A 26276-nucleotide genomic window follows, 5' to 3' on the forward strand; every position below is an offset into this window, starting at 1 on the left:
CCCGGTGACGGATCTGCGGGGCCGGACGGTGATCATCACCGGCGGGGCGCGGGGGATCGGCGCGGAGGCCGGACGGGCGGCCGTCGAGGCGGGCGCCCGGGTCGTCCTCACCGACGTACGGGAGGAGGAGGGGCGGGCCGCGGCCGAGCAGCTCGGCGGCCACGCCCGCTTCCTCCGCCACGACGTCACCTCCGAGGAGGACTGGCGCGAGGTCGTCGACTTCACGGTCGACGCCTTCGGCCGGGTGGACGGCCTGGTCAACAACGCCGGGATCTCCGGCGGTTCGCACCTCCTGGAGGAGCAGACGGCCGAGGCGTTCCGGCAGGTCCTCGACATCAACCTCACCGGCGTCTTCCTCGGCATGCGGGCCGTGATCCCGGCTATGCGGGAGAACGGCGGCGGCTCCATCGTCAACATCTCCTCCGCCGCCGGCCTCATGGGCCTGGCCAGGACCGCCGGTTACGGCGCGGCCAAGTGGGGCGTGCGCGGGCTCACCAAGCTCGGCGCGGTCGAACTCGGAGCCGACCGGATCCGCGTCAACTCCGTACACCCTGGCATGATCCACACCCCGATGACCGCGCACGTCGGTATCGAGCGGGGCGAGGGGAAGTACCCCGACACACCGATGGGCCGGGTCGGCGAGCCCCGGGAGATCGCGCGGGCGGTCGCCTTCCTGCTCTCGGACGCCGCCTCGTACGTCACCGGCGCCGAACTGGCCGTCGACGGCGGGTGGACGACCGGCCCGACCCTCCGACCCACCGAGGAACCGACCGAGGAACCGACCGAGGAACCGACCGAGGAGAACCGCTGATGCCCGTCGATCTGACAGGAAAGGTCGCGCTGGTCACCGGCGCGGCTCGCGGCATGGGCGAGGCCGAGGCCCGCCTGTTCGCCGCCCTCGGGGCGAAGGTCGTCCTCACCGACGTCCTGGAGGCGGAGGGAGAGGCGACGGCCGCCTCCCTCGGCGCCGCCGCCCGCTTCGTACGCCACGACGTGACCGACGAGCAGTCCTGGGCGGCCGCCGTGGCCGCCGCCCAGGACGCCTTCGGCCGGCTCGACGTCCTCGTCAACAACGCCGCGATCTACTCCGCCTCGCCCATCACCGAGGAGGACCCGGCCCGCCTGGAGGCGATCCTCCGCGTCAACCTGATCGGCCCCTTCCTCGGCATCCGCGCCGTCGCGGGGGCGATGCGGGAGAGCGGCGGCGGCTCCATCGTCAACATCTCCTCGCAGGCCGGCCTCCAGGGCATCTGGGGCCACGGCGCGTACGGAGCCGCGAAGTGGGGGCTGCGCGGTCTGACCAAGACGGCCGCGCTCGAACTCGGTCCGGACGGCATCCGGGTCAACTCCGTCCATCCGGGGGCCATCACCACCGCGATGACCGCCCACCTGGGCACCAAGGAACATCCCGCCGCGCCGCTCGGACGGGTGGGGGAGCCCGAGGAGGTCGCCCGTCTCGTCGCCTTCCTCGCCTCCGACGACTCCTCCTACCTCTCCGGCGCCGAACTCGCCGTCGACGGCGGCGCGTCGGCCGGCCGCATGCCGCTCCTCACCCCGAAAGGAACGGACGCGTGAACCAGACCCCGAAGGGAACCGACGAGTGAACCGACCCGACCCCGACGTCCAGGCCGTCATCGACCTGGCCACCGCCGGCTTCCCGCCGCTGGCGACGGAGATGACGGACATCGCCGAGGTGCGCGCCTTCTTCGCCGCCCGCCCCCGGCCCGCCGTCCCCCCGCCCCCCGTCGCCCGCGTGGCGGACGAGGACGCCGACGGCGTGCCCGTACGCGTCTACGACCCGGCCGTCCACGAGGCCGCCCCCGTGATCGTGTTCTGCCACGGGGGCGGCTTCGTCCTCTGCGACCTCGACAGCCACGACCCCTTCTGCCGCGCCCTCGCCCGCGCCACGGAGGCGATCGTCGTCTCCGTCGACTACCGCCGCGCCCCCGAACACCCCTTCCCCGCCGCCCCCGAGGACGCCTACACGGCCCTCCTCTGGGCGGCGAGGACCTTCCCGGGCCGCCGGATCGCCGTCGCCGGGGACAGCGCGGGCGCCAACCTCGCCACCGTCCTCACCCTGCTCTCCCGCGACCGGGGCGGCCCCGAGATCGCCTGCCAGGCGCTGTACTACCCGATGCTCGACCCCACCCGCTCCCGCCCCTCGCACCGCGAGAACGCCCGGGGCTACTTCCTCACCGCCGACCACCTGCGCTGGTACTGGGACGGCTACCTGCAGAACCCCGTGGACCGCACCAGCCCCTACGCGGCCCCGCTCGCCGGCGCCGACCTGTCCGGACTCCCGCCGGCCCAGCTCGTCACCGCCGGCTTCGACCCGCTCCGGGACGACGGCCTGGCGTACGCGGAAGCCCTGACCGCCGCGGGGGTCCCGGTGCAGGCCCGCCACCACGCCGGGATGTTCCACGGCTTCCTCTCCATGGCGGGCGCCCTGCCCGCGGCCGCCGAGGCCCGCGAGACCGCCTTCGCCGCCCTGCGCGAGGCCCTTGCCGCGCGCTGACCGACGCGTACGCGCGCCTGCGCCCCGCCCCTCACCCGATCGGGTGAGGGGCGGGGCGCTTTGCGGGGCGGCGCCGGCCTCAGCCGCGTATCAGCTCGAACCCCTTGTACCCCGAGGCCGCGACGTCCGTGATGATCTCCCCGTACACCCCGAAGCCACCGATGAACGGCATGAACACCCGCGGCTTGCCCGGGATGTTGGCCCCCAGGTACCAGGAGTTCGCCGCCGGGAACAGCGTCGCCGCCGCCCGGTCGCGGCACTGCGCGACCCACTGCTCGACGGCCTCCGCGCTCGCCTCGATCGCGCGGTAGCCGTGCTCGTCCAGATGGCGCAGGCAGTCGGCGAGCCAGTCGCCGTGCTGCTCGGCGCAGAGCACGACGTTGGCCATGACGGACGGGCTGCCGGCGCTCGTGAGGTTGAACAGGTTCGGGAAGCCGTCGACGCCCAGGCCCAGATAGGTGCGAGGACCCCCGCTCCAGACCTCCTTCAGGGGCCGGCCGCCCCGCCCCCGGACGTCCACCCGGTCGATCGCGCCGGTCATCGCGTCGAAACCGGTCGCGAACACGATCGCGTCGAGCTCCACCCGGGTGCCGTCGGCAAGCACGATCCCGGCGGCGTCGATCCGCTCGATCGGGTTCTCCCGCAGGCTCACGAGACGCACGTCGTCGCGGTTGAACGTCTCGTAGTAGTGCGAGTCGGTGACGATCCGCTTGGTGCCGATCGGATGGTCCGTGGGGACGAGGAGGTCGGCGGTGGCCGGGTCCTCGATGAGGGCGCGGACCTTCTCCTCCCAGAACGCGCGCGCCTCCTCGTTCGCCGCGAGGTCGGTCAGCTGGTCGGGGAAGGTCTTCGAGTACAGGACGCCGCCCAGCTCCCAGCGCTCCTCGAACGCGGCCCGCCGCTCCTCGGCGGACACCTCGAACGTCGCCGACGGGTGCGCCGCGTGGGGCGAGCCGCCGCCGCTGAGCCGCGAAAGCCGCCGCCGCTCGGCGTAGCCGGCCTTCTGCCGGCGGCGCGTCTCCTCGTCCAGGGGCCTGTTGCCCGCCGGGATGCTGAAGTTGGCGCTGCGCTGGAAGACGGTCAGGTGCGCCGCCTGCTCGGCGATCAGCGGGATGGCCTGGATGCCGGAGGAGCCGGTGCCGATCACACCGACGCGCAGCCCGCCGAAGTCCACGCCCTCGTGCGGCCAGGCGCCGGTGTGGTACGTGGCTCCCGCGAACTCCCCGGCCCCCGGGATGTCCGGCATGTGGGTGCTGGAGAGGCAGCCGACGGCGAACACGCAGAACCGGGCCGACACCACCTCGCCGCCGTCCGTGCGGACCGTCCAGCGCAGCGTCTCCTCGTCCAGCTCGGCCGAGGTCACCGAGGTGGAGAAGGTGTAGCTGCGGCGCAGGTCGAAGCGGTCGGCGACATGGCGCAGATAGCGGATGATCTCCGGCTGGGCGGCGTACTTCTCGCTCCAGTCCCACTCCTGCTGCAGCTCCTCGTCGAAGGAGTACGAGTAGTCCACGGACTCCACGTCGCAGCGGGCGCCGGGGTAGCGGTTCCAGTACCAGACGCCGCCCACGTCGTCCCCGCGCTCGAAGCCGCGCACGCTGAAGCCGAGACCGCGCAGCCTGTGCACGGCGTACAGACCGGTGACGCCCGCGCCGATGACGACGACATCGACGGCATCGACGGACTGGATCTTGCTGTCGTTCACGTTCGTACTCTCCTCATCGGGTGGTGGTCCCCGCCGACCGCCTCAGCGCCTTCTTGTCGACCTTGCCCGCCGCGTTGTGCGGCAGGGCCGGGAGGGCGTGGAAGGCGCGCGGGACCTTGAAGTTGGCCAGTCGCTCGCGCGTGTACGAGGTCAGCTCGGCCGCGTCGATCGGAGCGCCGGACGCCGGCACGCAGTACGCGACGCCGACCTCCCCGAGCCGTGCGTCGGGCGCGCCGACGACCGCCGCGTCCAGGACGGCCGGGTGGCCGCGCAGCACCTGCTCCACCTCCGCCGGGTACACGTTGAACCCGCCCACGACGAACATGTCCTTCAGCCGGTCGGTGATCCGCAGGAAGCCGCGCTCGTCGAGCACCCCGACGTCCCCGGTGTGCAGCCAGCCGTCCGCGTCGACGGCCCGGGCGGTGGCCTCGGGGTCGTCGAGGTAGCCGTGCATCACGTGGTAACCGCGGGTGAGGATCTCGCCGGGCTCCCCGGGCGGGGCGTCGACGCGCAGCTCCGTGCCCTCCAGGGCCGTTCCGGAGGTGCGGGCCAGGGTCTCCGGGGACTCGTGCGGCGGGCAGATCGCGACCACGCCCGATGACTCGGTGAGACCGTACGCGGTGTTGACGCTCCGCGCGCCGAGGGACGTCCTGATCTCCTCGATGAGCGCGGTGGGGATGTTCGCCGCGCCCGTGACCGCCATCCGCATCGCGCTCAGGTCGTACGCCGCGCGCTCGGGATGGTGGATGAGAGAGGTGAAGACCGTGGGCGCGCCGGTCAGGACGGAGATCCGCTCGTCCTGCATCCGGGCGAGGACGGCATCGGCGTCGAAGACCCGCTCCGGGACGATCGTGGCCCCGTGCAGGAGGCAGGCGAGGACGCCGGCCTTGTAGCCGAAGGTGTGGAAGAACGGGTTGACGAGCAGATAGCGGTCGCCGCGCCGGAGGGTCACCGTACGGGCCCAGGCGTCGTACACGCGCAGGTTCTGGCCGTGGGTGGTGGGCACGCCCTTGGGGCGGCCGGTGGTGCCGGAGGTGAAGAGGACGTCGGCGGTGTCGTCGGGGCGCACGGCGGCGGTACGGGCGAGCCGGTCCTCTCCGGTCACCCGGTCCGCGCCCGCGAGGAAGTCCGACCAGTCCGCGGAGTGCAGGGTCACCGTCCGCTCCAGGAGCGGGAGTTCCTCCCCCGAGGCCGCGAGCAGCGCCCGGTAGTCCGTACCCAGGAAGTCGTGCTCGGTGAAAAGGAGACGGGTGCGGGAGCGGCGCAGGATGTCGGCGGCCTCGGCCGCCTTGTAGCGGGTGTTCACCGGGACGAGGACCCCGCCGGCCGCCACCGCGCCGAGCGCGGCCACCACCCAGCGGGCGCTGTTGGGCGCCCACACGGCGACCGGGTCACCCGGGCGCACCCCTTGCGCGATCACCGCGCGCGCCACCCGGTCGACCCGGTCGCGCAACTCCGCGAACGTCCAGCGCTCCTCGCCGAAGACGAGGGCCTCCTCATCCCCGTACCGCTCGGCGGCCCAGTCCGCGAGCCCGGCGATGGTCTGCGCGCCCCTCATGATCTGTCACGTCCTCCCTGCTGTCCCGCCCCCCGGCGGGGCGCGGGCGGTGGAACCACAGCGGAGGGGAGCCTGTCAGGGAGGGGGGTCCCGGCGCAGGGGCCGGTTCCCGCTCACCGGGAAGGTGGCGGGACTTCTTCTGACGCCGGGACTTCTTCCGGCGCCGGGACCTCTTCCGGCGAAGCGGCAGGAAAGCGGTCAGCGCGTGATCAGACCGGGTACGACCTTCGCCAGCTGCTCGAAGGACAGGACGCCCTCCCGTACGAGGACCGGGACGTCGCCGGTGAGGTCGACGATCGACGACGACACCGGTCCGGCGGTCCGGCCGCCGTCGAGGTACACCGACACGGAGTCCCCGAGCATCCCGAGGGCCGCGTCGCAGTCCTCCGGCGAGGGCCGGTCGGTGAGGTTCGCGCTGGAGACGGCCATCGGACCGGCCGCGGCGAGCAGGTCGAGGGCGAGGGGATGATCGGGCATCCGCACGGCCACCGTGCCGCCGGTCTCGCCCAGGTCCCAGGAGAGCGAAGGCCGGTGGCGGAGCACCAGCGTCAGACCGCCCGGCCAGAACGCCTCGATGAGGGCCTCGGCCGTCTCCGGCAGGTCCGCGACCAGGTCGTCGAGCGCGTCCCGCGAGCCGACGAGCACGGGGGAGGGCTTGTGGCGGCCCCGCCCCTTCGCGGCGAGGAGACCGGCGACGGCCCGCGGATCGAAGGCGTCGGCGCCGACACCGTAGACGGTGTCCGTCGGGAGGACGACGAGCCGCCCCTGTCCGAGCGCCGCCACCGCCGCGTCGATGCCGGCCCGGCGGGCCGAGGGATCCGAGCAGTCGAATCGCTGTGTCATGAGGTCGTGCACTCCGTGTTCTCGACGCCGTGGGAGGTGACAAGCCGGGCGCTGCCCTCGGCGAGCTGGTAGGCCAGGCCCACGACGGCCACTTCGCCCGTCCGCACCTGCTCGGACAGGACGCGGGAACGGTCCATGAGCAACTGCGCCGTGTGCCTTATGTGTTCGTCGATGATGTCGCAGTCCTCCGTCAGACCGGCGGCGCGGGCCGCCAGGATGCTCGGCGTCACCCGCTCCACCACGTCCCGTACGAATCCGGCCGCCGGCAGTCCGTCCTCCACCGCGGTCCGGGCCGCGGCGACGGCGCCGCACGAGTCGTGCCCCAGGACGACGACGAGCCGGCAGCCGAGCACGCTCGTGGCGTACTCGACGCTGCCCAGCACCTCGGCCCCGAGGACATGGCCCGCGGTCCGTACGACGAACAGGTCGCCGAGCCCCTGGTCGAAGATGATCTCGGCCGCGAGGCGCGAGTCGGAGCAGCCGAGGATGACCGCGAACGGCTCCTGTCCGGGGGCGAGCTGCGCACGACGTGCGGCGTCCTGATTGGGGTGGTCGGGGGTTCCGGCGACGAAACGCGCGTTGCCGGCGAGCATGGCGTCGAGAGCGACCGAGGGAGAGGTTCGAGGCATGCCACCCACTGTAACGAGCCATTCTCGGCCCGTCCCCGGCCGGTCCCGTCCCCGGCCGGGGACGGAGCCGGTCGGGGACGGGCCGCCGGACCGGGCGTCAGACGACCGACAGGACGATCTTTCCGGTCGTACGGCCCCGCTCGCCGAGCTCGTGGGCCTTCGCGGCCTCGGACAGGGGCAGGACGGCGTCGACGACCGGGCGCAGCGCGCCGCTCTCCACCAGGGCGGCGATCTCGCGCAGGCCCAGGTGGTCGGGCTCGACCAGGACCCATGCGGCCCGCACGCCCTCGGGCGCGGCGGGCACGTCGTCCGGGCCGGGAAGGGTGATGAGCCGGCCCCCGGCCCGCAGCACCTTCAGGGAACGCTCGGCCGTCTCGCCGCCGAGGCCGTCGAGGACGACGTCGACGTCGGAGACGACGTCCTCGAACGGGGCCTCGCGGTAGTCGATCACCTCGTCCGCGCCGAGCTCCCGGAGCAGCTCGTGCTTGGCGGCACTGGCCGTGCCGATGACGTACGCGCCGCGGGCCTTGGCGATCTGGACGGCGAAGTGGCCCACGCCGCCGGCCGCGGCGTGCACGAGCACCCGCTCGCCGGGCCGTACGTCCGCCGCGTCGACCAGGGCCTGCCAGGCGGTCAGCGCGGCGAGCGGCAGGGCCGCGGCCTCCACGTGGGTGAGGGACTTCGGCTTCGGCGCGAGGTGGCGGGCCGGCGCCACGACGTACTCCGCGTATCCGCCCGCCTGCCGGGGGAACAGCGGCATCCCGAAGACCTCGTCGCCCGGGCGGAGGTTCCCGACGCCCGGCCCCACGGCCTCGACCGTGCCGGAGACGTCCCAGCCGAGGACCGGCAGCGGGCCCCATGCGATGAGGGCGCCGCTCGCGCGGGTCTTCCAGTCCACCGGGTTCACGCCGGCGGCGTGAACCCGCACGAGGACCTCGTTCAGGCCCGGCTCCGGGCGCTCCACCTCGCGCTCGACGAGCTTCTCGGGACCGCCCCACTGCTCCACGACCACCGCACGCATGCTCTCCGCCTCGTTCCTTCTCGGTCGGCTTCCGCCGGAACCCTTCCGGCGGCGACCCGTTCACGATCCCGTCCCGCGGCCCCTCACGGTGTTGGCCCTCCGGCCACTATGTGACAGGATTTGGCCATGACCGAGATGGCCCAGAACGAGCCGGTGCACCGCGTCGCGGTGCTCGCCCTGCCGGGAGTGCCGCCCTTCGAGCTCGGCATCCCCTCCCGCGTCTTCGGCAGCGTCCAGGACGCCGAGGGTCGCCCCCTGTACGAGGTCACCGTCTGCACCGCCGACGGCGCGCCCGTCCTGAGCGACGCGGGTTTCGTCGTCCAGCCGGCGGCGGGCCCCGAGGCGCTCGCCGCCGCCGACACCGTCGTCGTCCCGCCGACGCACGCCATGCCGGAGCTGGGGCGGGGCGGCCCGCTGCCGCCCGAGGTCGCCGGGGCCATCGCCGGGATCCGGCCCGGCACCCGACTGGTCTCCATATGCTCCGGGTCGTACGTGCTCGCCGCCGCAGGTCTGCTCGACGGCCGGCCGGCCACCACCCACTGGAACCTGGCCCCGGAGTTCCGGCAGGCGTATCCCGAGGTCAAGCTCGACGAGGAGGTGCTCTTCGTCGACGACGGCGACGTCCTCACCTCGGCCGGGGTGGCCGCCGGGGTCGACCTGTGCCTGCACATGATCCGCCGCGACCACGGTGCCGCGGCCGCCAACCGGGCGGCCCGCATGTGCGTCGTACCGCCGTGGCGGGACGGCGGGCAGGCCCAGTTCATCGACCGGCCCGTGCCCGAGCCGACCCTCGCCAGTACGACCGCGACGCGCGCCTGGGCCCTGGAGCACCTCGGGGAGCCGCTCACCCTCGGCCGGCTCGCCGAGCACGCCCGGATGAGCCTGCGGTCGTTCACCCGGCGGTTCCGGGACGAGGTCGGGATGACGCCCGTGCAGTGGCTCACGGCGCAGCGCCTGGAACTGGCCAAGCAGCTCCTGGAGACCACCGACCTCCCCATCGACCTCGTGGCGCACCGGGCGGGCATCGGCTCCGGCAACTCCCTGCGCGCGCACATGCGCACGGCCTTCGGCGTCTCGCCCGCCGCCTACCGGCGCGCGTTCGGCGCCTCCGACCCCGTCGGCGCGGCGCAGTGAGCGGTCGGACGGGCTTGACGGGCGAAGCCGGGGCGGGCGCTACGGGGTGAGCCAGCCGCGCAGGAGACGGCTCACGGCCGGCATCGCCACGTACGTCATCAGGACGTTGAAGACGCAGGCCACGACCGCGCTGCTGAGCAGCAGGGGGAGCGCGGTCAGGTGGGGCACGAGGAACAGGCTGCCGAGCACGGAGATCGGGTAGATCGCCAGGGTCGCGCTGATCGCCATCTTCCACCGGGGCGGTGCGGGGCGCGTCGAGCCCGGCTTGGCGAACCAGGTCTCCATGCCGGTGAGTTTGCGCCGCGCGATCTCGGTGTGGTGGTGTCCCTCGCAGTCGGCGAACCAGGCCGCCCGTTCGGGAGACTCCTGCCAGGTCCGGCAGGCCTCCGCGTCCCGGAACCGGTGCACGAGGAACCAGGGCGCGTCGCCGCCGGAGGAGCGGAAGAGGCCGTACCCCAGGTGGCCGGGGAAGGTGGCCGCCGTGTCGAGGATGCCCCGCGCCCACCGCTCGAAGGCGGCTTCGTGGCCGGGCTCCACCCGGCGGGCTATCAGGAGGGTCACCTCGCCGGTGTCGGCGGGGACGGTGGCGTGCTCAAGGCTGACCGCGGTCACACATACTCCTCGTGATCACGCCGCGCCCGCCCCCACTGTACGCGTTGTGGGCCGCGGGCCGAGGTCACCAGCCGAAGCGGCGGTCGACCACCGCGGCGAACTCCTCGAAGCTCAGGACGCGGTCGCCGTTCTGGTCGGCCTCGTCGAAGAGGGCCGCCGAGTCGTCGACGTCCCCGACTCCCCAGAAGGGGATCACGCCCTGCGCCGCCAGGGTGGGTCCCTTCTCCCGCAGCGCGCGGATGACCTCGGTACGGGTCAGCGTGCCGTCCTGGTCGAGGTCGAGCGCATCGAAGAGGATGCGGGCCTTGTCGCTCATCACGTGTCCTGTCGGGTGGGGCCGGGCGCGGGCGCGGCCGGCGCATCGTGTGGGGGAGGACGCGCCGACCGCCTCCGGGGTTGCGTCCCCGTACGGGCAGGCGGCGTTCAGCCCTCGGTGCCGCGCTCGGCCGCACCCGCCGCACGGCCGAGTGCGGCGAGGAGCAGTTGGAGTTCGGCCTCGACGAAGTCGGTGGCGGTGTCGGTGGCGGGGGACTCCTCGGGGGTGGACGCGGCCGGCTGGGCGAGGAAGACCGACCGGGCCGCGACGGTGCCGATCAGGACCAGGGTCAGGACGCCGATCTGTTCGGGCCCCATGCCCCGGATCGGCTCGCCGCGGCGAACGGCCTGGGCGATGAGGGCGTCCAGCTGCTCGCGGACCATCAGGTACACGTCGTCGTGGAGGATCTGGCGCAGCTCGGCGTCGTGCGCGGCCTGGCCCATCAGCGACAGCAGCGCGGGGCCGGTGGAGGCGCCCAGGATCCGCTGCTTGCGGACGAGGAACTCCCGGAGGTCGCCTTCGAGGGAGCCGGTGTCGATGCCGCCGAGTTCGTCCAGGGCGATGCGACGGGCCACGGCGCCGGCGAGCGCCTGCTTCGAGGGCCAGCGGCGGTAGAGGGAGGCGGTGGAGGCGCCGGCGCGCCGGGCCACGGCCGTGGTGGTGAAGGCGGCCCATCCCGACTCGTTCAGCACCTCGACCGCCGCGTCGATCAGAGCCGCGTCCACCCGCGGGTCCTTCGGTCGCCCTTTCAACGTGGTGTCGTCCCTGGTCGTCATGGACCGATTCTCTCGCATCGCGGCACGCGCCCTCCCCTCTCCGCTACAGTAAACGAAAAGCTTTCGTTTCGTATTGAGGTGTGTGACTCCATGCCCACGACGACACCCGGCAGGGTCCTCCCGACCGCCACCCGGATTCCCGAGGCGGTCGCCGGCGCCCGGCGCCTCTTCGCCTCCGGAGCGACCCGCCCGCTTCCCGCCCGCATCCGCTCCCTGCACGCGCTGCGCGCGATGGTCACCGAGAACGAGGCCGCGTTCGAGGCCGCCCTGTGGAGCGATCTCCACAAGGGCCGGGCGGAGGCGCAGTCGACCGAGATCGGCGTGGTCCTCGCCGAGCTCCAGCACACCCTGCGGCGGCTGCGGGGGTGGGCGCGACCGAAACGCGGGCCCGTTCCCGTGGCGCTGTGGCCGGCGCGGGCCCGGCTGGTGTCCGAGCCGCTCGGCGTGGTGCTGGTGATCTCCGCGTGGAACTACCCGGTGCAGGTCCTGCTCGCCCCGCTGGTCGGCGTGCTCGCCGCCGGGAACACGGCGGTGCTCAAGCCGAGCGAGCTGGCACCGGCGACCTCGGAGCTGATGGCCCGGCTCGTGCCCCGCTACTTCCCGGACGGCGTGGTGCGCGTCGTCGAGGGAGGAGTGCCGGAGACCACCGAACTCCTCGCGCAGAAGTTCGACCACATCGTGTTCACCGGAAGCGGGACGGTGGGCCGCATCGTGATGCGTGCGGCGGCCGAGCACCTGACGCCGGTCACCCTCGAGCTGGGCGGGAAGTCACCGGTGTGGTTCGACGACGACGCCCATCTGCACCAGGCGGCCCGCCGCCTGGCGTGGGCGAAGTTCACCAACGCCGGGCAGACCTGCGTCGCCCCGGACTACGTGATGACCACGCCGGACCGGGTCCCGGCGCTCGTCGCCGCGCTCGGGGCGGCGATCGAGGACATGTGGGGCGCCGACCCGCGCGCGGGCCGGGACTACGGCCGCATCGTCAACGAGCGCCAGTTCGACCGCCTCGTCGGCCTCCTCGACGGGGCGGACGTGGTCGTCGGCGGCGAGCACGACCGGGCGGAACGCTATTTCGCGCCCACGGTAGTGACCCTTCCCGTCGGCACGGGCGGCACGGGAATCGGCCCGGACGCGGCGTACCCCGTGCTGCGCGAGGAGATCTTCGGCCCGATCCTCCCGATCGTCCCGGTCGCCTCCGCCGAGGAGGCCGTCGAGGTGATCAACGGCTGGGACGAGCCGCTCGCCCTGTACGTGTTCAGCTCCTCCGCCCGCACCCGCCGCCTGTTCGAGCAGAACACGTCCTCCGGTGCGGTGGTCCACGACGCGGGGATCGTGCACGTCGCGACGACCGGGCTGCCCTTCGGCGGCGTCGGGGCGAGCGGCATGGGCGCCTACCACGGTGCGTACTCCTGGCGCACCTTCTCCCACCTCAAGCCCGTCCTGAGGAAGCCACTGAGGCCCGACACCCTCCGCTTCGTACAGCCCCCGTTCGACGAGCTCGGACTCCGCCTCGTCAAACGCCTGATGCGTCACGGTTAGGGTTAGGCTGACGCAGTAAAAGCCGCTGGGGGGCGGGCCGTTGAACACGACGGGGGACTCGTGTCGGAATATTCAGGTCCTGGCGCGCCCGCAGCGCTGCCCTCGGCGCTGCGCGCGTCGCTCGGGCCGATCGCCGCCCTCGCCGCGGCGGCGGCCGCCGCACTCGGGGGCCTGTACGCCGGCCACGGCGGGCCCGGCAGGGTGGACAGGTGGATCCAGCCGATGGCGGAGGGCGTGCGGCCGCCGTGGTGGAACGTCGCCGACGCCCTGGACTTCCTGGGGGAGCCCGTCGGAGCGACGATGTCGGTCCTGGCCGCCGTGGCGGCCTGCCTGCTGCTGCGGCGTCCCCGCGCGGCGGTGCTCGTCGTCGCCGGCTCCGGCGCGACCGTGGCGACGACGACGCTGCTCAAGCCCCTGATGGGACGCACCATCCACGGCGGTTACCTGTCCTACCCGAGCGGGCACACCGCCTTCCTCAGCGCGCTCGCCCTCATGGTGGCCCTGCTCGCGGCCGGCCGGCTCGGCCTCGGCAGGGCGGCCGGCACGGCACTCGTGCTCGCCGCCTCGCTGGTCGCCGGCGCCGCCATGGGCTGGGCGCAGGTCGTCACGGGCGCGCACTACCCGACCGACACCCTCGGCGGCTGGTGCACCGCCCTCGTGGTGGCACCGGCGACCGCGTGGCTGGTCGACCGGATCGCCGACGACGGTCGGTGGCGGCGCCGCTGAGGGGCGACGGCGCCACCGCCGACGTCACGTCACCTCATGACCTCATGCCAGGCGGCGGAACACCGGCTTCACCGGCCGCCCGGCCAGCCACGGCGTGGGGTCCCCGGCGTCCAGCGCCTTCCGGTACACCGCACACGCCTGGGCCACCACCTCGACGGTGCGGTCGATGTCGGCCTCGTCGAGCGCGCTGCTCACCACGAACGACGGGGCGAGCACCCCGCCCGCGAGGAGCCGGCGCAGGAACAGGGTGCGGTACTCCTGCGAAGGCCGCCCGTTCCCGTCGAGGGTGGCGAAGACCAGGTTGCTGGCCCGGCCCCGTACGACGATGTGGTCACCGACGCCCATGCCGGCCGCCGCCTCGCGGACACCGGCGGCCAGCCGCTCGCCGAGGGCGTGCAGCCGCGCGGTGATGCCCTCCTCGACGTAGGTGGTGAGCACGGCCATCGCGGCGGCGAGCGAGTGCGTCTCCGCACCGTGCGTGGTGGACAGCAGGAACACCCGGTCGCCGGAGTGCCGCAGCCCGCCCCGCTCCATCAGCTCGCGGCGCCCGGCGAGCGCGGAGACGGCGAACCCGTTGCCCAGCGCCTTGCCGAACGTGGAGAGGTCGGGGACGACGCCGTACAGCCCCTGGGCACCCGCCTCCGACCAGCGCAGGCCGGTGATCATCTCGTCGAAGACCAGGACGCAGCCGTGTCGGTCGGCCAGCTCGCGCAGGCCGGCGAGGTACCCGGGCGGGGGCTCGGTCTGGCCCGCGGGTTCGAGGATCAGACAGGCGACCTCGTCCCGGTACCGGGTGAGCAGCTCCTCCGTGGCGACCAGGTCCCCGTAGGGGAACGCCACGGTGAGCTCGTTGGTCGACGCCGGGATGCCGGCGGACATCGGCGTGGTGCCGATGAACCAGTCGTCGACGGAGAAGAACGGATGGTCGCCGCAGATCGCCACCCGCGGGCGCCCGGTGACGGCGCGGGCGAGGCGCACCGCGGCGGTGGTGACGTCGGAGCCGTTCTTCGCGAACTTCACCATCTCGGCGGTCGGCACCGTGGCCAGGAACCGCTCCGCCGCCTCGACCTCCAGGACGGACGGCCGGACGAAGTTGCTGCCGCGGTCGAGCTCCCGCCGCACCGCCTCCAGGACGCGCGGATGGGCGTGGCCGAGACTGACCGACCGCAGGCCGGAGCCGTACTCGATGTACCGGTTGCCGTCGATGTCCCACACATGGGCACCGCTGCCGTGGCTGATGACCGGGGCCAGGTGCTCGGGGTACTGGTCGTCGCCCTTGGCGTAGGTGTGCGCGCCCCCGGGGATCAGGGCGTGCAGCCGCTCGTTCGCCTGCCGCGAGCGGGGCAGGAGGAGCTCTCCGGTGTCTTCGGTGTCCATGCTGATCTCACTTCTCTGCTTGCTTGAGGGCCTCGGCGAGGCTCGGTGCCTCCCGGTCCCGCCGGGACATCGAGGTGACCGGCAGCGGCCAGGGGATGGCGAGCTCTGGGTCGTCGAAGGCGATCGTCACGTCCTCGGCCGGATCGTGCGGGCGGTCGATGCGGTACGAGGTGTCGGCGGTCTCGGTCAACGCCTGGAAGCCGTGCGCGCACCCCGCCGGGACGTACAGGGTCGTCTGCGTCTCGCCGGACAGGTCGAAGGTGGCCACGTTCCGGTAGGTCGGCGAGTCCGGCCGCAGGTCGACGACGACGTCGAAGATCCTCCCGTACGAGCAGCGCACCAGCTTGGCCTCGCCGGCGCCCGAGCGCAGGTGCATGCCGCGCAGCACGCCCCGGACCGAGCGGGACACGCTGTCCTGGACGAAGGCGTACGGGTCGAGGCCCACCGAGCGGACCACGTCGACGTCGAAGGTGCGGCAGAAGAAGCCGCGCTCGTCGGCGTACGGCGTCGGTTCGAAGAGGAACGCGCCGGTGATCTCCGGGACTTCGGTCGCTTTCATGAGGCCTTCCGGTACGCGGGGAACAGGGTCGTCGTCAAGGTGGTGAAGTGGTGGGCCAGTTGCCGTGCCGCGGCCCGGTTCCGGTCGGCGAGGGTCTGCCGCAGCTCCGTCGACCGCTTCTCCAGGTCCCGGAACTGTTCGAGCAGCCGGTCGGCGTCGACCTCGCGCGCCGGGTGGCAGTACGCGCCGAGGCCCATCTCGGTCATGAGCGCGTCGCTCTTCGCCGCGTAGGTGACCGCGAGCACCGGCGTACCGGTCTTCAGCGCGCAGATCAGATTGTGGTAGCGGATCGCCACCACGCTGTCGGCGGCCGCCATCTCCTTCATCAGATCGGCGAGGGAGGACGTCTCGGCGGCGGTGACCAGCGGCGAGTCCACCGCGTCGAGGATCGCGGCGACCACCGGCCGGTCGACCTCGTCGCCGGTGAGCAGCCGGACCGGCCTGCCGTCCTCGACCAGGGCACGGACGAAGCGGATCGTCCCGTCGAGGTAGCGCCGGTGGATCTCCTCGGCCCGGGCGCGGTCGTCATTGCCCCCGTGGAAGGCCATGACGCCGACGCAGACCACGCCCGGCGGGCCCGAGGGGGCGCTCGCCGGCGGCGCCGGCAGGGAGAAGGCGAGGTCCGGGTGGACCTCGTCGCGCGCGGTGTCCACGCCCATCGCCCGCATGGCGTCGCGGGACTGGGCGTCCCGGTACGAGCGGTACGCGGCCAGGCGCGCCGACCAGCGCACCAGGGCCCGGGTCGGCCGGTCGACGATCGGCGCGGCACCGACGCCGACCAGCGCCACCGGGGTGCGAAGGAGCCGCCCGGAGGCGCAGAGCAGGAACAGCGCGTACGGGAAGCCCCACGGCCGCAGCGGCAGCGTGGCCTCCAGGACGCCCATGCCCGGCACGATCACCACGTCGTGCCGGCGCACCCAGGCGGCGGTGCGGAAGGCGTCGACGAGCTTGCCCAGGCCCTTCCCCGCGACCGCGCCCGCACGCGAGGCGGTCCGGTACTCCCCGCGGTACCAGTGCAGCCGCGTCGCGGGGATCCCGAACGTGGCCGTGACGGCCTCGGGGCCGCCGCACAGCGCGTCGACGACCGCCTCCGGGTGCTCGGCGCGCAGGTACCCGAGCACGGCTTCGAGCGATCCGTCGTTGCCGAGGTTTCCGGAGCCGAGCAGGCCGAAGACCCCGACGCGCACCGGCGTCACGCCTTCCTCCCCGCACGGCCCTCGCGCCCGGCGACGAGCGCGTCGACGGAGACGGTGAGGAGGGCCGGGTCGACCGGCGCGCGGTCCTCGACCCGCTCGCCGGCGCTCGGCCGGGCCCGGCTGGCCGCCCACTCGACCAGGTGGCGGTAGCAGGCGCGCCGGTCGGCCGCGGACAGCGGCGCCCGCCGGATCGCGTCGATGAAGCCCCAGACGTACTCGGCGAGCAGCCGGGGCGTGGGGTGCAGCAGGCCGGCCCGCCGCGGGTCCAGGTTGACGCACCGGGAGCGCTTGGACGGGTTGGCCCGCTCGGCGCGCGTGGGGTGGTCGCGGCGGAAGTACAGCAGCTCCGGCACCTGGTGGAAGGGCCCGTGCAGGCCGATCTCGGAGACGAAGGTGCGGTCCGCGTGGTGGTAGCTGTCCATCGGCTTCACCCGGCGCAGCACATCGGCCCGGATCACCCCGTAGAAGTCGTCGCCGCCGGGCTCGAACAGCATGCTGCGGAAACGCACCGGCGCCTTCGGTGAGCCGGTGGCGAGCTTGTAGTCGTACGGGACCTTCACCTGGCCGTCCTCGTCGATGACGGCCTGGTCGGCGTGGGCGAGGATCACCTCGGGCCGCTCGTCGAGCGCCTCCACGCAGCGCCGCAGCAGGTCCCGGGCGTACAGGTCGTCGTGCGAGGCCCACTTGAAGAGCTCGGTGCGGCACTCGGCGAACACCCGGTTGTGGTTCGGCGTGGCGCCGATGTTCCGGGGCAGCCGGATGTACCGGACGCGCGGGTCCCGCGCGGCGTACGCGCGGGCGATCTCCTGGGTCCCGTCGGTCGAGGCGTTGTCGGAGACGACCAGCTCGAAGTCCCCGTAGGTCTGGCCGAGGAGGGCGTCGAGCGATTCGGCGAGGTACTCCTCGCCGTTGTACACGGGCAGGCCGACGGTCAGCCTGGGTCGGGCGGTCATGAGGTCCTCACTTCGGGGATCGAGTTCACGTGGTGCTCGCGCCGGCCGGCGCGCAGGTGCAGCCACCACACGGCCGAGCTGCCGACGGTCGCGGCGGCGACGCCCCAGGCCGAGCCGACCGTGCCGGCCACGACCGCCCCGCCGAGCCCGCCGCCGGCGTAGCAGACGGAGGCGAAGAGCTGGGCGCGCAGGCTGCGCCGGGCCGCGCCGAGCGCGCGCAGCCCGGCCGCCGCGCCGGTGCCGAGGCCGGCGCCCGCGACACTGAGCGTGGCCGGCACGATGAGCTCCGAGGCGGAGTGCCAGACGCCGCCGAGCACGAGCTCGCCGAGCCGGTCCGGTACGAGGAGCAGCGCCGCGCCCCAGAGCAGTGCGGCGGCGGCCTGCCCGCCGCCGAGCAGCAGACAGAACCGGCCGAGCCGGTGCGGGGCCTGCCGCAGCACCCGGGCCGCCTCGGCGACGGTGACGAGCGACAGGCCCATGAGGAGGGCGAGGAACGGGCCCTGCAGGAGTTCCGCGCCCCGGACCGCGCCCACCGCGCCGACGCCGGCGATCGCGCCGAGCCCGTACGCCCGCAGCTGGCCCGCGCCGCTGAGGCTGCTGTTCTCGACGAGGTAGCGGTAGCCGAGATCGCGCTGCTCGCGGAGCCAGCCGCGGGCCTGCGCGACCCGGGGCCGGATGGCGGACTGGAGGGAGCCGTAGCCCGCGGCCACCGCCGCGGACCCGCCCCAGGCGAGCACGAAGGCGGCCACGCTGCCCACGCGGTCCGCCACGACCATGGCGGGGACGAGCGCGACGCCCCACACCAGGTCGTTGACGAACGCCTTCTTCCCGGCGCCGGCGGCGAAGAAGGCGAACCGCCAGGCGTCCTGGAGCAGCAGTCCCGGCAGGACGACGCCCAGGCAGGCGAACGCCGGCCCCACGCTGCCGCCGAGGGCGAGCCCGACCAGGAGGCACACCGCGCCGACGGCGGTGCCGAGGCCGAGCGCGGCGCCCGACGACCGGGCCACCGCCGCGCGCCAGGACGCCTCCGGCACGGCGCTGAACCGCACCATCAGCGGGTCGGTGGCAAGGCCGCGGGAGGCGCCGAGCACCACGCCGTACGTCACCCAGGCCAGGCTGAACACGCCGAACGCGGTCGGCCCGAGCGAGCGCGCCACGTAGACACCCACCGCGAAGTTGCTCATGCTGGAGGCCGCCTGGTCGGCAAGGCCCCAGGACAGGCGGCCGACGACGGCCCGCCGGGCGGACCCGGCGGGTGTCGTCGTCTTCTCCTCCTCGGTGGTCATCGGCGTCATGCCTTGATCAGTTCGGCGGCGCCCAGGGCGTCCGCCGCGGCGGCGACGGTGTCGAACGGCAGTCCGGACCGCTCGGCGACGTCGAGCAGACTGTGCTCGCCGTCGGAGAGACTGAGCACCCAGAGCATGGCCATCTGGGCCTGCTTGGTGTCGCTGCGGCCGCCGAGCGCGTCGTACAACCCGCGCCGGCCCAGCTGCGGTTCGCCGTAGGGGCTGAGGTTGACGTACCGCCGGTTGCGGTCGAGGACGGCGAACGCCTCGCGGCAGACGGCGAGCGTGTCCGCCATCGCCTCCGGGGAGACGAAGTCCGGGTTGTCCGCCGAGGTGTGGTACTCGGAGTAGCCGGCGTACGGGGTCCGGGTGAGCGAGCCCACCCCGAGGTCGAACCCGGGCGAGCAGAACTGCCGCTCGTCGTAGCCGTACGGCGTGAACTCGTTGATGCTGTGCGGCCGTCCGGAGGCGGCGAGGACGTACTGCATCACCCGGTCGATCTCCGCGTCGCCGCGCCTGCTCCGCTTGTACGTCAGGCTGCCCCGGTCGCCCGCGCAGGCCAGCACGACGCCGTGCTTGACCCGGTCGATCCGCTCCGCGTTGCGGGCCAGCCAGGTGATCGCCCCGATGGTGCCGGGCGCGAACAGGAACCGGTAGGTGTGGTACGGCTTCCGCTCCGCGAGCTCCCGGGCCAGGAACACCGCCACCGCGACGCCGGCCATGTTGTCGTTGGCCAGCGACGGGTGGCAGACGTGGCAGGAGACGATCACCTCGTCGGCGACCTGTCCGGGGACCACGTGCTCGGCGTAGGTGAGGTGGCCGTCGGCGAGTGTGGAGTCGATGCGCACCTCGTACTCGCCGTCCGGCATCGCGTCCAGGGTCTCCTGGGCCAGGCAGAACCCCCATTCCGGCTTGTAGTAGCTGGTGCGGTACGGCACCCAACTCGGGTGCTCCGGCAGCGTGTGCAGGTGTTCGCGCAGCTCGGCCAGCGGCATGGTCGCCGCCACCGGCACGCTGTAGCCGAGCACGTGCAGGCTGGACGCGGCGAAGTCGACGACCCGGTTGCCCGCAGGGTCGGCGATGTACGCGTCCCGGATGTTCCACTCCTGCGGCACCGTCCAGTCGAGCACCTGGGTCCCGGTCGGCACCTCGTGCACCTGCAGCGGGATGTACTCGCCGACGATGTCCAGGGTGGCGCGCACACCGTCGCCGGTGATGCTCCGGCACAGCGGGTACAACCGCTCCACCAGCGCGTGCATCTCCTTGCCGGGATCGGACACGGTCATCGGCGCCACCGCAGGGTGTCGTCGACGGAACCGGTCTCGGACGCCGAGCGCAGCACGGCGAGGCGGGTGAAGCGCCGCTCGAAGTCCTCCCGGCTCAGCCCGTGCTTCCGGTATGCGTCGGCGAGTTCGAGCGCGCCCCGCTCCACCGTCCACTCGCAGTCGAAGCCGGGGATCGCGGCGCGGAACCGGGAGAAGTCCACCCGGTACGACCGCGGGTCGGCGCCGTTCTCCCCGGTGATCCGCACCTTCGCGCCGTCCACCGCCTCGGCGACCTGCTCGGCGATCTCGGCGACCGTGACGTTGTTGGCCTCGCTGCCGATGTTGAACGCCCGGTCGTGCACGGCCTCGCGCGGCGCGGTCAGCGCGGCCGTGAAGGCCCGTGCGATGTCGGCGGCGTGCACCAGGGGGCGCCAGGGGGTGCCGTCGGAGAGGACGAGCACCTCGCCGGAGAGGAGGGCGTGGCCCACCAGGTTGTTCAGCACGATGTCGGCGCGCAGCCGGGGCGAGTAGCCGAAGGCGGTGGCGTTGCGCATGTACACCGGGGTGAAGTCGCCGTCGGCGAGCGCGTGCAGGTCGTCCTCCACCCGCACCTTGGACTCCGCGTACGGCGTCACCGGGCGCAGCGGGGCGTCCTCGCCCACCAGTTCGTCGCCGCCGGCGGCGCCGTAGACGGAGCAGGTCGACGCGTACAGGAAGCGCCGTACCCCGGCGTCGCGGGCGAGGCGGGCGAGCCGTACCGACGCGTGGTGGTTGATGTCGTAGGTGAGGTCGGGCGCCAGCGATCCCAGCGGGTCGTTGGACAGCGCGGCCAGGTGGATCACGGCGTCCACTCCGGCCACGTGCTCGGCCGTGACGTCCCGCAGGTCCACCCGGTGCCCTGCCGGGTCCGCCGGCGACGGGCCGAGGACGCAGTCCGCGAACAGGCCGGAGTCAAGGCCGACGACCTCGTGCCCGGCGGCCGCGAGGACCGGGGCCATCACGGTGCCCAGGTAGCCCTGGTGTCCGGTCAGCAGTACGCGCAAGGTTCATTCCCCCAGGTTGAGAGTGAGTTTGGTGACGGCGAACGCCTCGGCGTACCGCGCCTGGCATTCGATGCCACGAATCCGGGCGAGGCCGAGGAAGGCCTCCCGGTCGTACCAGGGCCGGTGCCGCTGCGAGGCGTAGTGCTCCTGCAACAGCCGCACCTTCTCTTCGGCGACCTCCGGCGACAGCGGCTGGTACGCCGACATGCGGCCGAGATCGCCGTCCCACTTGACGATCTCGTAGCCCAGGACGAGATGGTCGCGGAAGGCGGTGGGGATCAGCTGCGCCAGGCCCCGGTGGTCCTGGTGCGCGTCGTCGGTCCGCGGGGCCAGGATCAGATCCGGGTCCGTCCCCGCGCGCAGCTCTTCGACCGCGGCCTTGGCCTCGTCCCAGTGCACGGGCATCCGGCCGTCCGGCAACTTGAGGACGGTCAGGTGCAGGTCGGCGCCCGGGCAGAAGGCGGCGAGCGCGGCCCGCTCCTCCTCCTCCCGCTCGCCGCCACCGCCGGAGAGCACCAGCGCGTCGACCCGGATGCCCGGCCGCGCGAGGCACAGCGTCAGAAGGGTGCCGCCGGCGCCGATGGCGATGTCGTCGCAGTGCGCCCCCACCGCGACGATCCGGTCCAGACGCCCGGTCTTGAGCCGGATCACGCGCCCACCCCGGCGTTGTCCCGCTCCCACACGGCCCACGGCCGGTCGCCCCGGGCGTAGGCCTCGTCGAGCGCGGCCCGCTCCTTCACGGTGTCGGTCGGCTTCCAGAAGCCACGGTGCTGGTACGCCGCCAGACGGCCCTCCTTGGCCAGGCCCGAGCAGCCGTCGGCGACCAGGTCCCCGTTCTCCGGTATGTGGTCGAAGACCTCCTGGCGGAGCACGAAGTAACCGCCGTTCTCCCACAGCGGCATGTCGGCCACCGCGGTGATGCCCCCCACCAGGCCGTCCTCGCCCAACTCCACGCAGTGGAAGGAGGACTGCGGCGGCACCACCATCATCGACGCACCGGCGTCGCGCGCGGCGAACCGGTCGATCATCTCGTCCAGCGGCGCGTCGGTGAGCACGTCGGCGTAGTTGGCGAGGAACATCTCGTCGCCGTCCAGGTGGTGACGCACCCGGCGCAGCCGCTCCCCGATCGGCGACTCGATGCCCGTCTGCGCGAACGTGATCGTCCAGTCGGATATGTCGGTGGACAGCAGCTCGGTCCGCCCGCCCCGCAGCACGAAGTCGTTGGACGTCGTCTCCTCGTAGTTGAGGAAGAAGTCCTTGATGTGGTGGGCCCCGTACCCGAGGCACAGGATGAACTCGGTGTGCCCGTAGTGCGCGTAGTAGCGCATGACGTGCCAGATCAGCGGCCGCGGGCCGACCATCGCCATCGGCTTGGGCACGTCGTCGGAGGTTCCGTTGCGCATCCGCATCCCGTAACCGCCGCAGAACAGTACGACCTTCATCGCGCGACCTCGACAATGCTCAGTTCCGGGATGGGGAAGACAAGGCGGCCGCCCCACTCGTGCACGAAGGACAGCTGCTCGACCAGCTCGGCCCGCAGGTTCCACGGCAGGACGAGGACGTAGTCCGGCTTGTCCTCGGCGATCCGCTCGGGCGGCAGGATCGGGATGCGGGTGCCCGGGGTGTACCTGCCGTGCTTGTAGGGGTTGCGGTCGACCGTGTACGCGAGCAGGTCGGGCCGGATGCCGCAGTGGTTGAGCAGGGTGTTGCCCTTGCCCGGGGCGCCGTAGCCGACGACCGTCTCGCCGCGCTCGGCCGCCTCGATGAGGAACTTGAGCAGGTCCCGGCGCACCTTCGCCACCCGGGCGGAGAACTCGGCGTACCCGGACAGTTCCTGCAGCCCGGCGGCCTTCTCCCGGTCGAGGACCTCGGCCACGCGGCCGGACGGTTCGCCGGCCGCCGCGGTCGGCCGGGCCCACAGCCGGATGGAACCGCCGTGCGTGGGCAGCAGCTCGACGTCCACGAGCGTGAGCCCGCCGCTCGCGAGGGCCCGGATCGCGGAGGCGACCGTGTAGTACTGGAAGTGCTCGTGGTAGATCGTGTCGTACTGGTTCTCCTCGATCAGCGTCAGCAGGTGCTGCACCTCGATGGAGACCCAGCCGTCGTCGGCCACCAGGGCCCGGAGGCCCTGCGTGAAGCCGACGACGTCGGGGATGTGCGCGTACACGTTGTTGGCCACGACCAGGTCCGCCGGGCCGTGCTCGGCGCGGACGGCCGCACCGGTGTCCGGGGACAGGAACTCCGTGAGCGTGGGCACGCCCGCGTCCCGCGCGGCGGCGCCGACGTTCACCGACGGCTCGATGCCGAGGCAGCGGATCCCCCGGTCCACGACGTGCTTCAGCAGGTAGCCGTCGTTGCTCGCGACCTCGACCACGAAGGAGTCGGGGCCGAGGCCCGCCCGCTGCACGGCGTCGGCGACGAACACGCGCGCGTGCTCCACCCAGGAGGTCGAGAAGGAGGAGAAGTACGCGTACTCCTTGAACGTCTCCTCCGGCGTGATCAGCGGAGGTATCTGCGCGAGCCAGCAGTCGGTGCAGACCCGCAGGTGCAGCGGGTACGCGGGCTCCGGCCGGTCCAGTTGCTCCGCGGTCAGAAAGCTCTCGCACGGCGGGGTCGCCCCCAGATCGACGACGCTCCCCAGAGCGGCCGAACCGCAGAGTCGGCATCGTGTCATCTACTTCCCCCCATCTCCGCTCGCGCGGGTGACCCGTCGCGAGTCGGCGTTGTCGTTCCCCACCGGCGGCGCGCTGTGCCCGCCGCCCGACCGCCCCGCGATCGCGGTGCGGTACTCCTCCAGCAGGCGCTCCAGGCCGACGGCGGGGCTGAACCCTTGCTCGTAACGGCGCCGGGCCGCCCGGCCCATCTCCTGGTTGCGGTCCGGCTCGGCCGTGATCCGGCGTATGCAGGACGCGAGCGAGGCGGGCTCGCCCGGGCGGTGCAGCAGCCCGGTCACCCCGTCCTCGACGAGTTCGACGAAGCCGCCGTGACCGGCGGCGACGGCCGGGACCCCCGCCGCCATGGCCTCCGCGACCACCAGGCCGAACGTCTCCCTGGCCATCGACGGGGCCAGGACGGCGACCGACCGCGCGACGGCCTTCCGGACCTCCGCCGGGTCGTACAGCCCGGCGTACCGGACGTCGTCCCGGCCCGCCGCCCAGGCGGTCACCTCCCGCTCCAGCGGCCCCGCGCCGGCGAGCACGAGCGGCACGCCCACCCCGCCGTCCGCGGCGATCTCGTCCCACGCGGCCATGAGCAGCCGCACGCCCTTGGCCTCCGCGAGGCGGCCGAGGAAGAGCAGATGCTCACCGGCGCCCGTCCGGACGGTGCCCGGGTCGGGCACGAAGTTGTGCTTCACCGTGAGGCGTTCGGCCGGCATGCCGGACCGCACCAGGAGGTCGCGCTGCGCCGCGGAGATGCAGAAGAACCGCTCCACGCCCGACCACCACCGCCGCCGGTTGACCGACAGGCTGACCGCGAGCGGAACCGTCGCGAGCCGGGAGTTCCGGTAGCAGCCGTGCCGGATCGCGGGCAGCGACGCCGCAGACCCGACGCACTCGGTGCACGGCCGGCCGTCCCGGTGCAGCGTGCCGGGCGGGCAGACCTGCGTGTAGTTGTGCAGCGTCGCGACGACGGGCACGCCCACGTCGGCGCACGCGGCGAGCACCGCGGGCGAAAGCAGCGGAAAGACGTTGTGGACGTGCACCACGTCCGGCCGCTCGGCGCGCAGCCGGGCGGCGAGCTCCGTACGGACCGCCGGGTTCCACGGCACGAGCAGCGGCACCGCGGCCTTGCCGAGCAGGGACCGGGCGGCGATGTCGTCGCTGCGCCGCTCGAACAGCTCGACGCGGTGGCCGGCCGCGCGCAGCAGCCCCACCTCCTCGTCGACGACCCTGTTCTCCCCGCTCGGCTGCGCCGAGGAGTAGCGGTTGTGCACCACCAGGACATGCATGCTCAGATCACCTCCGGGCCCATCGAGGGACGCGTCGTCGGGGAATGTCGGACTTTTGACGGGGAATGCCGGTCGCCGGGAGCGGCGCGGCCGGGGCGGGCGCCGCGAGCAGCGAGGCGGCCAGGGCCAGGTGCAGCAGATACGCCGAGGCGTCGCCGAGACCGACCTCGGTGTACGACGAGATCGCGCAGTAGCTGATCAGGAAGATCGCGCAGGCCCTCGACAGCGACGGCGGCCGCAGCAGCGCGATGCCGCCGAGCGCGAGGAGGAACGCCGCCACGACGGCGACGCCGAGCAGACCCTGCTCGTTGTAGACGGCCAGCCAGCTGTTGTCGATCGGCAGCCCGTCCCACGACTTGTCGCCCAGGCCCAGGCCGAAGACCGTGTCCCCGGTCGTCCGGGGCGCCGAGAGGAGGGAGTCCCAGACCTTGGCCCGGCCGGTCAGGTTGGAGAAGTTCTCCTGGCTCTGCCCGCGCAGGAACCACGTCCGCAGCGCGGAGCCGAACACCACCGCGGCCACCGCGGCGCACAGCACCGCCCAGGCGAAGAACCGGCGGGCGGCGGCGCTGGTCAGGAACAGGGAGCCGATCGCCAGGACCAGGCCGATGATCATGCCGAGCGTCGCCGTCCGGGTGTGGGTCATGGCGAGCAGCACGAACGACGGCACGATGACCACCGCCGCGCCGGCCACGGTGGTCCGGCGGCCGAGGAGCAGCAGCACGGAGAGCCCGATGATCACCGCGGAGTACTGCCCGATCTGCGGCGGCGTCAGCGGCCACAACGCCCCCACGAGACGCCCGCCGTAGTACTCGGGCATGGCCGTGCCCGGCGAGATGACCAGGCCGGCGGCCACCAGGACGAGCACCGCGAAGTACCAGCGGATGTGGTACCGGACGAACCTCGGGCTGCCGTCCCACCAGCGGCTGAGCAGCCACAGCGTGCCGACGAAGAGCGCCAGGCGCGCGCAGCGGAACAGCGCGCCGGCCCCGGCGTCCACGCTGGAGATCAGGCTCGGCACGAGCAGCAGGGTCAGCAGGAACACGAAGGCGCTGGGCCGGATCCGCAGCCGGAGGTTGACCGTGAGCGCCAGCGTGAACGCGCCGACCAGCGCTCCCATGGTGACCATCTGGATGAGGGAGCGGGGGATCGGGACGACGGTCTTCGCCCCGGCGGAGCCGAGCACGTTGAGGGCGAGGAGCGCCCAGGCCGTCCCGACCGCCTTCGGGGTGTGGTCCGTGCCCGCCTCGACGGCCGCCGGCACGGTGTCCGTACGCATC

Annotated in this window: 26 protein-coding genes; 6 read left to right on the top strand and 20 right to left on the bottom strand. The window is 73.3% G+C overall.

Annotated features, from left to right (window positions below; genetic code table 11):
• Positions 1 to 4 precede the first annotated feature (4 nt).
• Genes SVTN_RS35925 through SVTN_RS35935 form a run of 3 tightly spaced genes read left to right on the top strand, consistent with a single transcriptional unit; the run spans position 5 to position 2515 of the window.
• Positions 5 to 811, top strand: a complete 807-nt coding sequence (locus tag SVTN_RS35925) for a glucose 1-dehydrogenase (protein WP_041134605.1) — start codon at positions 5 to 7, stop codon at positions 809 to 811.
• Positions 811 to 1575 (top strand): glucose 1-dehydrogenase, encoded by a 765-nt coding sequence (locus SVTN_RS35930; protein ID WP_041132833.1) that lies wholly within the window; start codon positions 811 to 813, stop codon positions 1573 to 1575. Before SVTN_RS35925 ends, SVTN_RS35930 begins: the two co-directional genes overlap by 1 nt.
• A 25-nt stretch (positions 1576 to 1600) precedes the next feature.
• Positions 1601 to 2515, top strand: coding sequence for an alpha/beta hydrolase (locus SVTN_RS35935; RefSeq protein WP_041132834.1), 915 nt, complete (start codon positions 1601 to 1603; stop codon positions 2513 to 2515).
• A 79-nt stretch (positions 2516 to 2594) separates the two neighbouring features.
• Here the strand turns inward: SVTN_RS35935 and SVTN_RS35940 are convergent, their stop codons facing one another.
• From SVTN_RS35940 to SVTN_RS35960, 5 genes are all read right to left on the bottom strand, one after another.
• Complete coding sequence (locus tag SVTN_RS35940) at positions 2595 to 4217, bottom strand: flavin-containing monooxygenase (RefSeq protein WP_041132835.1); 1623 nt, start codon at positions 4215 to 4217, stop codon at positions 2595 to 2597.
• A gap of 13 nt (positions 4218 to 4230) precedes the next feature.
• On the bottom strand, positions 4231 to 5775 hold the full coding sequence (locus SVTN_RS35945; RefSeq protein ID WP_041132836.1) for a FadD3 family acyl-CoA ligase: 1545 nt from the start codon (positions 5773 to 5775) through the stop codon (positions 4231 to 4233).
• A 198-nt stretch (positions 5776 to 5973) separates the two neighbouring features.
• Entirely contained in the window at positions 5974 to 6618 is a 645-nt protein-coding gene (locus tag SVTN_RS35950; RefSeq protein ID WP_041134606.1) for an L-threonylcarbamoyladenylate synthase, read from the bottom strand.
• A complete protein-coding gene (locus SVTN_RS35955) occupies positions 6615 to 7247 on the bottom strand; it encodes a carbonic anhydrase (RefSeq protein WP_041132837.1) in 633 nt (210 codons plus the stop codon). The genes SVTN_RS35950 and SVTN_RS35955 overlap by 4 nt, the downstream gene beginning before the upstream one ends.
• A 97-nt stretch (positions 7248 to 7344) precedes the next feature.
• The gene (locus tag SVTN_RS35960; protein ID WP_041132838.1) at positions 7345 to 8268 is read right to left on the bottom strand and encodes an NADP-dependent oxidoreductase; all 924 of its coding nucleotides are present in this window, start codon (positions 8266 to 8268) and stop codon (positions 7345 to 7347) included.
• 126 nt (positions 8269 to 8394) lie between these two features.
• Between SVTN_RS35960 and SVTN_RS35965 the strand changes: the two genes are divergently transcribed.
• A complete protein-coding gene (locus tag SVTN_RS35965; protein ID WP_041132839.1) occupies positions 8395 to 9402 on the top strand; it encodes a GlxA family transcriptional regulator in 1008 nt (335 codons plus the stop codon).
• Between the two features lie 39 nt (positions 9403 to 9441).
• On the opposite strand, the gene SVTN_RS35970 is transcribed toward SVTN_RS35965, so the two are convergent.
• From SVTN_RS35970 to SVTN_RS41275, 3 genes are all read right to left on the bottom strand, one after another.
• Positions 9442 to 10014, bottom strand: coding sequence for an antibiotic biosynthesis monooxygenase (locus SVTN_RS35970; protein ID WP_052499501.1), 573 nt, complete (start codon positions 10012 to 10014; stop codon positions 9442 to 9444).
• Positions 10015 to 10078: 64 nt separating this feature from the next.
• Positions 10079 to 10330: an EF-hand domain-containing protein gene (locus SVTN_RS35975; protein ID WP_041132840.1), complete on the bottom strand. Its 252-nt coding sequence runs from the start codon at positions 10328 to 10330 to the stop codon at positions 10079 to 10081.
• 107 nt (positions 10331 to 10437) lie between these two features.
• Complete coding sequence (locus SVTN_RS41275) at positions 10438 to 11106, bottom strand: TetR/AcrR family transcriptional regulator (RefSeq protein ID WP_159026554.1); 669 nt, start codon at positions 11104 to 11106, stop codon at positions 10438 to 10440.
• A 90-nt stretch (positions 11107 to 11196) separates the two neighbouring features.
• On the opposite strand from SVTN_RS41275, the gene SVTN_RS35985 reads away from it, so the two are divergent.
• Together SVTN_RS35985 and SVTN_RS35990 are read left to right on the top strand one after the other, a co-directional pair.
• Positions 11197 to 12645: an aldehyde dehydrogenase family protein gene (locus SVTN_RS35985; RefSeq protein WP_052499503.1), complete on the top strand. Its 1449-nt coding sequence runs from the start codon at positions 11197 to 11199 to the stop codon at positions 12643 to 12645.
• A gap of 60 nt (positions 12646 to 12705) precedes the next feature.
• On the top strand, positions 12706 to 13371 hold the full coding sequence (locus SVTN_RS35990; protein WP_041132841.1) for a phosphatase PAP2 family protein: 666 nt from the start codon (positions 12706 to 12708) through the stop codon (positions 13369 to 13371).
• A gap of 42 nt (positions 13372 to 13413) precedes the next feature.
• On the opposite strand, the gene SVTN_RS35995 is transcribed toward SVTN_RS35990, so the two are convergent.
• The 12 genes from SVTN_RS35995 to SVTN_RS36050 are packed head-to-tail and all read right to left on the bottom strand — an operon-like array spanning position 13414 to position 26275.
• The gene (locus tag SVTN_RS35995) at positions 13414 to 14748 is read right to left on the bottom strand and encodes a glutamate-1-semialdehyde 2,1-aminomutase (protein ID WP_041132842.1); all 1335 of its coding nucleotides are present in this window, start codon (positions 14746 to 14748) and stop codon (positions 13414 to 13416) included.
• 7 nt (positions 14749 to 14755) lie between these two features.
• The gene (rfbC, locus tag SVTN_RS36000) at positions 14756 to 15307 is read right to left on the bottom strand and encodes a dTDP-4-dehydrorhamnose 3,5-epimerase (protein WP_041132843.1); all 552 of its coding nucleotides are present in this window, start codon (positions 15305 to 15307) and stop codon (positions 14756 to 14758) included.
• Positions 15304 to 16503, bottom strand: a complete 1200-nt coding sequence (locus SVTN_RS36005; RefSeq protein ID WP_052499504.1) for a polysaccharide pyruvyl transferase family protein — start codon at positions 16501 to 16503, stop codon at positions 15304 to 15306. Before SVTN_RS36005 ends, rfbC begins: the two co-directional genes overlap by 4 nt.
• Positions 16500 to 17456 carry a glycosyltransferase family 2 protein gene (locus SVTN_RS36010; RefSeq protein ID WP_041132844.1) on the bottom strand — a complete coding sequence of 319 codons (957 nt, stop codon included), beginning with the start codon at positions 17454 to 17456 and terminating at the stop codon, positions 16500 to 16502. The genes SVTN_RS36005 and SVTN_RS36010 overlap by 4 nt, the downstream gene beginning before the upstream one ends.
• Entirely contained in the window at positions 17453 to 18742 is a 1290-nt protein-coding gene (locus SVTN_RS36015) for an MATE family efflux transporter (protein WP_041134611.1), read from the bottom strand. Before SVTN_RS36015 ends, SVTN_RS36010 begins: the two co-directional genes overlap by 4 nt.
• A 5-nt stretch (positions 18743 to 18747) precedes the next feature.
• Positions 18748 to 20028: a DUF4910 domain-containing protein gene (locus SVTN_RS36020; RefSeq protein WP_041134612.1), complete on the bottom strand. Its 1281-nt coding sequence runs from the start codon at positions 20026 to 20028 to the stop codon at positions 18748 to 18750.
• Positions 20025 to 21050: an NAD-dependent epimerase/dehydratase family protein gene (locus tag SVTN_RS36025; protein WP_041132845.1), complete on the bottom strand. Its 1026-nt coding sequence runs from the start codon at positions 21048 to 21050 to the stop codon at positions 20025 to 20027. Before SVTN_RS36025 ends, SVTN_RS36020 begins: the two co-directional genes overlap by 4 nt.
• 3 nt (positions 21051 to 21053) lie before the next feature.
• Positions 21054 to 21701 (bottom strand): PIG-L deacetylase family protein, encoded by a 648-nt coding sequence (locus SVTN_RS36030; RefSeq protein ID WP_041132846.1) that lies wholly within the window; start codon positions 21699 to 21701, stop codon positions 21054 to 21056.
• Positions 21698 to 22492 carry a sugar phosphate nucleotidyltransferase gene (locus SVTN_RS36035; protein ID WP_041132847.1) on the bottom strand — a complete coding sequence of 265 codons (795 nt, stop codon included), beginning with the start codon at positions 22490 to 22492 and terminating at the stop codon, positions 21698 to 21700. Before SVTN_RS36035 ends, SVTN_RS36030 begins: the two co-directional genes overlap by 4 nt.
• Positions 22489 to 23724 (bottom strand): class I SAM-dependent methyltransferase, encoded by a 1236-nt coding sequence (locus SVTN_RS36040; protein ID WP_041132848.1) that lies wholly within the window; start codon positions 23722 to 23724, stop codon positions 22489 to 22491. The genes SVTN_RS36035 and SVTN_RS36040 overlap by 4 nt, the downstream gene beginning before the upstream one ends.
• The gene (locus SVTN_RS36045; RefSeq protein ID WP_041132849.1) at positions 23725 to 24999 is read right to left on the bottom strand and encodes a glycosyltransferase; all 1275 of its coding nucleotides are present in this window, start codon (positions 24997 to 24999) and stop codon (positions 23725 to 23727) included.
• A gap of 7 nt (positions 25000 to 25006) precedes the next feature.
• Positions 25007 to 26275, bottom strand: a complete 1269-nt coding sequence (locus SVTN_RS36050) for a hypothetical protein (protein ID WP_052499505.1) — start codon at positions 26273 to 26275, stop codon at positions 25007 to 25009.
• Position 26276: the final 1 nt, after the last annotated feature.

This window comes from Streptomyces vietnamensis, from assembly GCF_000830005.1.
In the GTDB taxonomy this organism is placed as follows: Bacteria; Actinomycetota; Actinomycetes; order Streptomycetales; family Streptomycetaceae; genus Streptomyces; species Streptomyces vietnamensis.

Excerpts from the sequence above, each read along its gene's own strand:
- SVTN_RS35930 (WP_041132833.1), top strand. The coding sequence starts at position 811 with ATGCCCGTCGATCTGACAGGAAAGGTCGCGCTGGTCACCGGCGCGGCT.
- SVTN_RS35945 (WP_041132836.1), bottom strand. The coding sequence starts at position 5,775 with ATGAGGGGCGCGCAGACCATCGCCGGGCTCGCGGACTGGGCCGCCGAG.
- SVTN_RS35950 (WP_041134606.1), bottom strand. The coding sequence starts at position 6,618 with ATGACACAGCGATTCGACTGCTCGGATCCCTCGGCCCGCCGGGCCGGC.
- SVTN_RS35955 (WP_041132837.1), bottom strand. The coding sequence starts at position 7,247 with ATGCCTCGAACCTCTCCCTCGGTCGCTCTCGACGCCATGCTCGCCGGC.
- SVTN_RS35960 (WP_041132838.1), bottom strand. The coding sequence starts at position 8,268 with ATGCGTGCGGTGGTCGTGGAGCAGTGGGGCGGTCCCGAGAAGCTCGTC.
- SVTN_RS35965 (WP_041132839.1), top strand. The coding sequence starts at position 8,395 with ATGACCGAGATGGCCCAGAACGAGCCGGTGCACCGCGTCGCGGTGCTC.
- SVTN_RS35975 (WP_041132840.1), bottom strand. The coding sequence starts at position 10,330 with ATGAGCGACAAGGCCCGCATCCTCTTCGATGCGCTCGACCTCGACCAG.
- SVTN_RS41275 (WP_159026554.1), bottom strand. The coding sequence starts at position 11,106 with ATGACGACCAGGGACGACACCACGTTGAAAGGGCGACCGAAGGACCCG.
- SVTN_RS35985 (WP_052499503.1), top strand. The coding sequence starts at position 11,197 with ATGCCCACGACGACACCCGGCAGGGTCCTCCCGACCGCCACCCGGATT.
- SVTN_RS35995 (WP_041132842.1), bottom strand. The coding sequence starts at position 14,748 with ATGGACACCGAAGACACCGGAGAGCTCCTCCTGCCCCGCTCGCGGCAG.
- rfbC (WP_041132843.1), bottom strand. The coding sequence starts at position 15,307 with ATGAAAGCGACCGAAGTCCCGGAGATCACCGGCGCGTTCCTCTTCGAA.
- SVTN_RS36010 (WP_041132844.1), bottom strand. The coding sequence starts at position 17,456 with ATGACCGCCCGACCCAGGCTGACCGTCGGCCTGCCCGTGTACAACGGC.
- SVTN_RS36015 (WP_041134611.1), bottom strand. The coding sequence starts at position 18,742 with ATGACCACCGAGGAGGAGAAGACGACGACACCCGCCGGGTCCGCCCGG.
- SVTN_RS36020 (WP_041134612.1), bottom strand. The coding sequence starts at position 20,028 with ATGACCGTGTCCGATCCCGGCAAGGAGATGCACGCGCTGGTGGAGCGG.
- SVTN_RS36035 (WP_041132847.1), bottom strand. The coding sequence starts at position 22,492 with ATGAAGGTCGTACTGTTCTGCGGCGGTTACGGGATGCGGATGCGCAAC.
- SVTN_RS36040 (WP_041132848.1), bottom strand. The coding sequence starts at position 23,724 with ATGACACGATGCCGACTCTGCGGTTCGGCCGCTCTGGGGAGCGTCGTC.
- SVTN_RS36045 (WP_041132849.1), bottom strand. The coding sequence starts at position 24,999 with ATGCATGTCCTGGTGGTGCACAACCGCTACTCCTCGGCGCAGCCGAGC.
- SVTN_RS36050 (WP_052499505.1), bottom strand. The coding sequence starts at position 26,275 with ATGCGTACGGACACCGTGCCGGCGGCCGTCGAGGCGGGCACGGACCAC.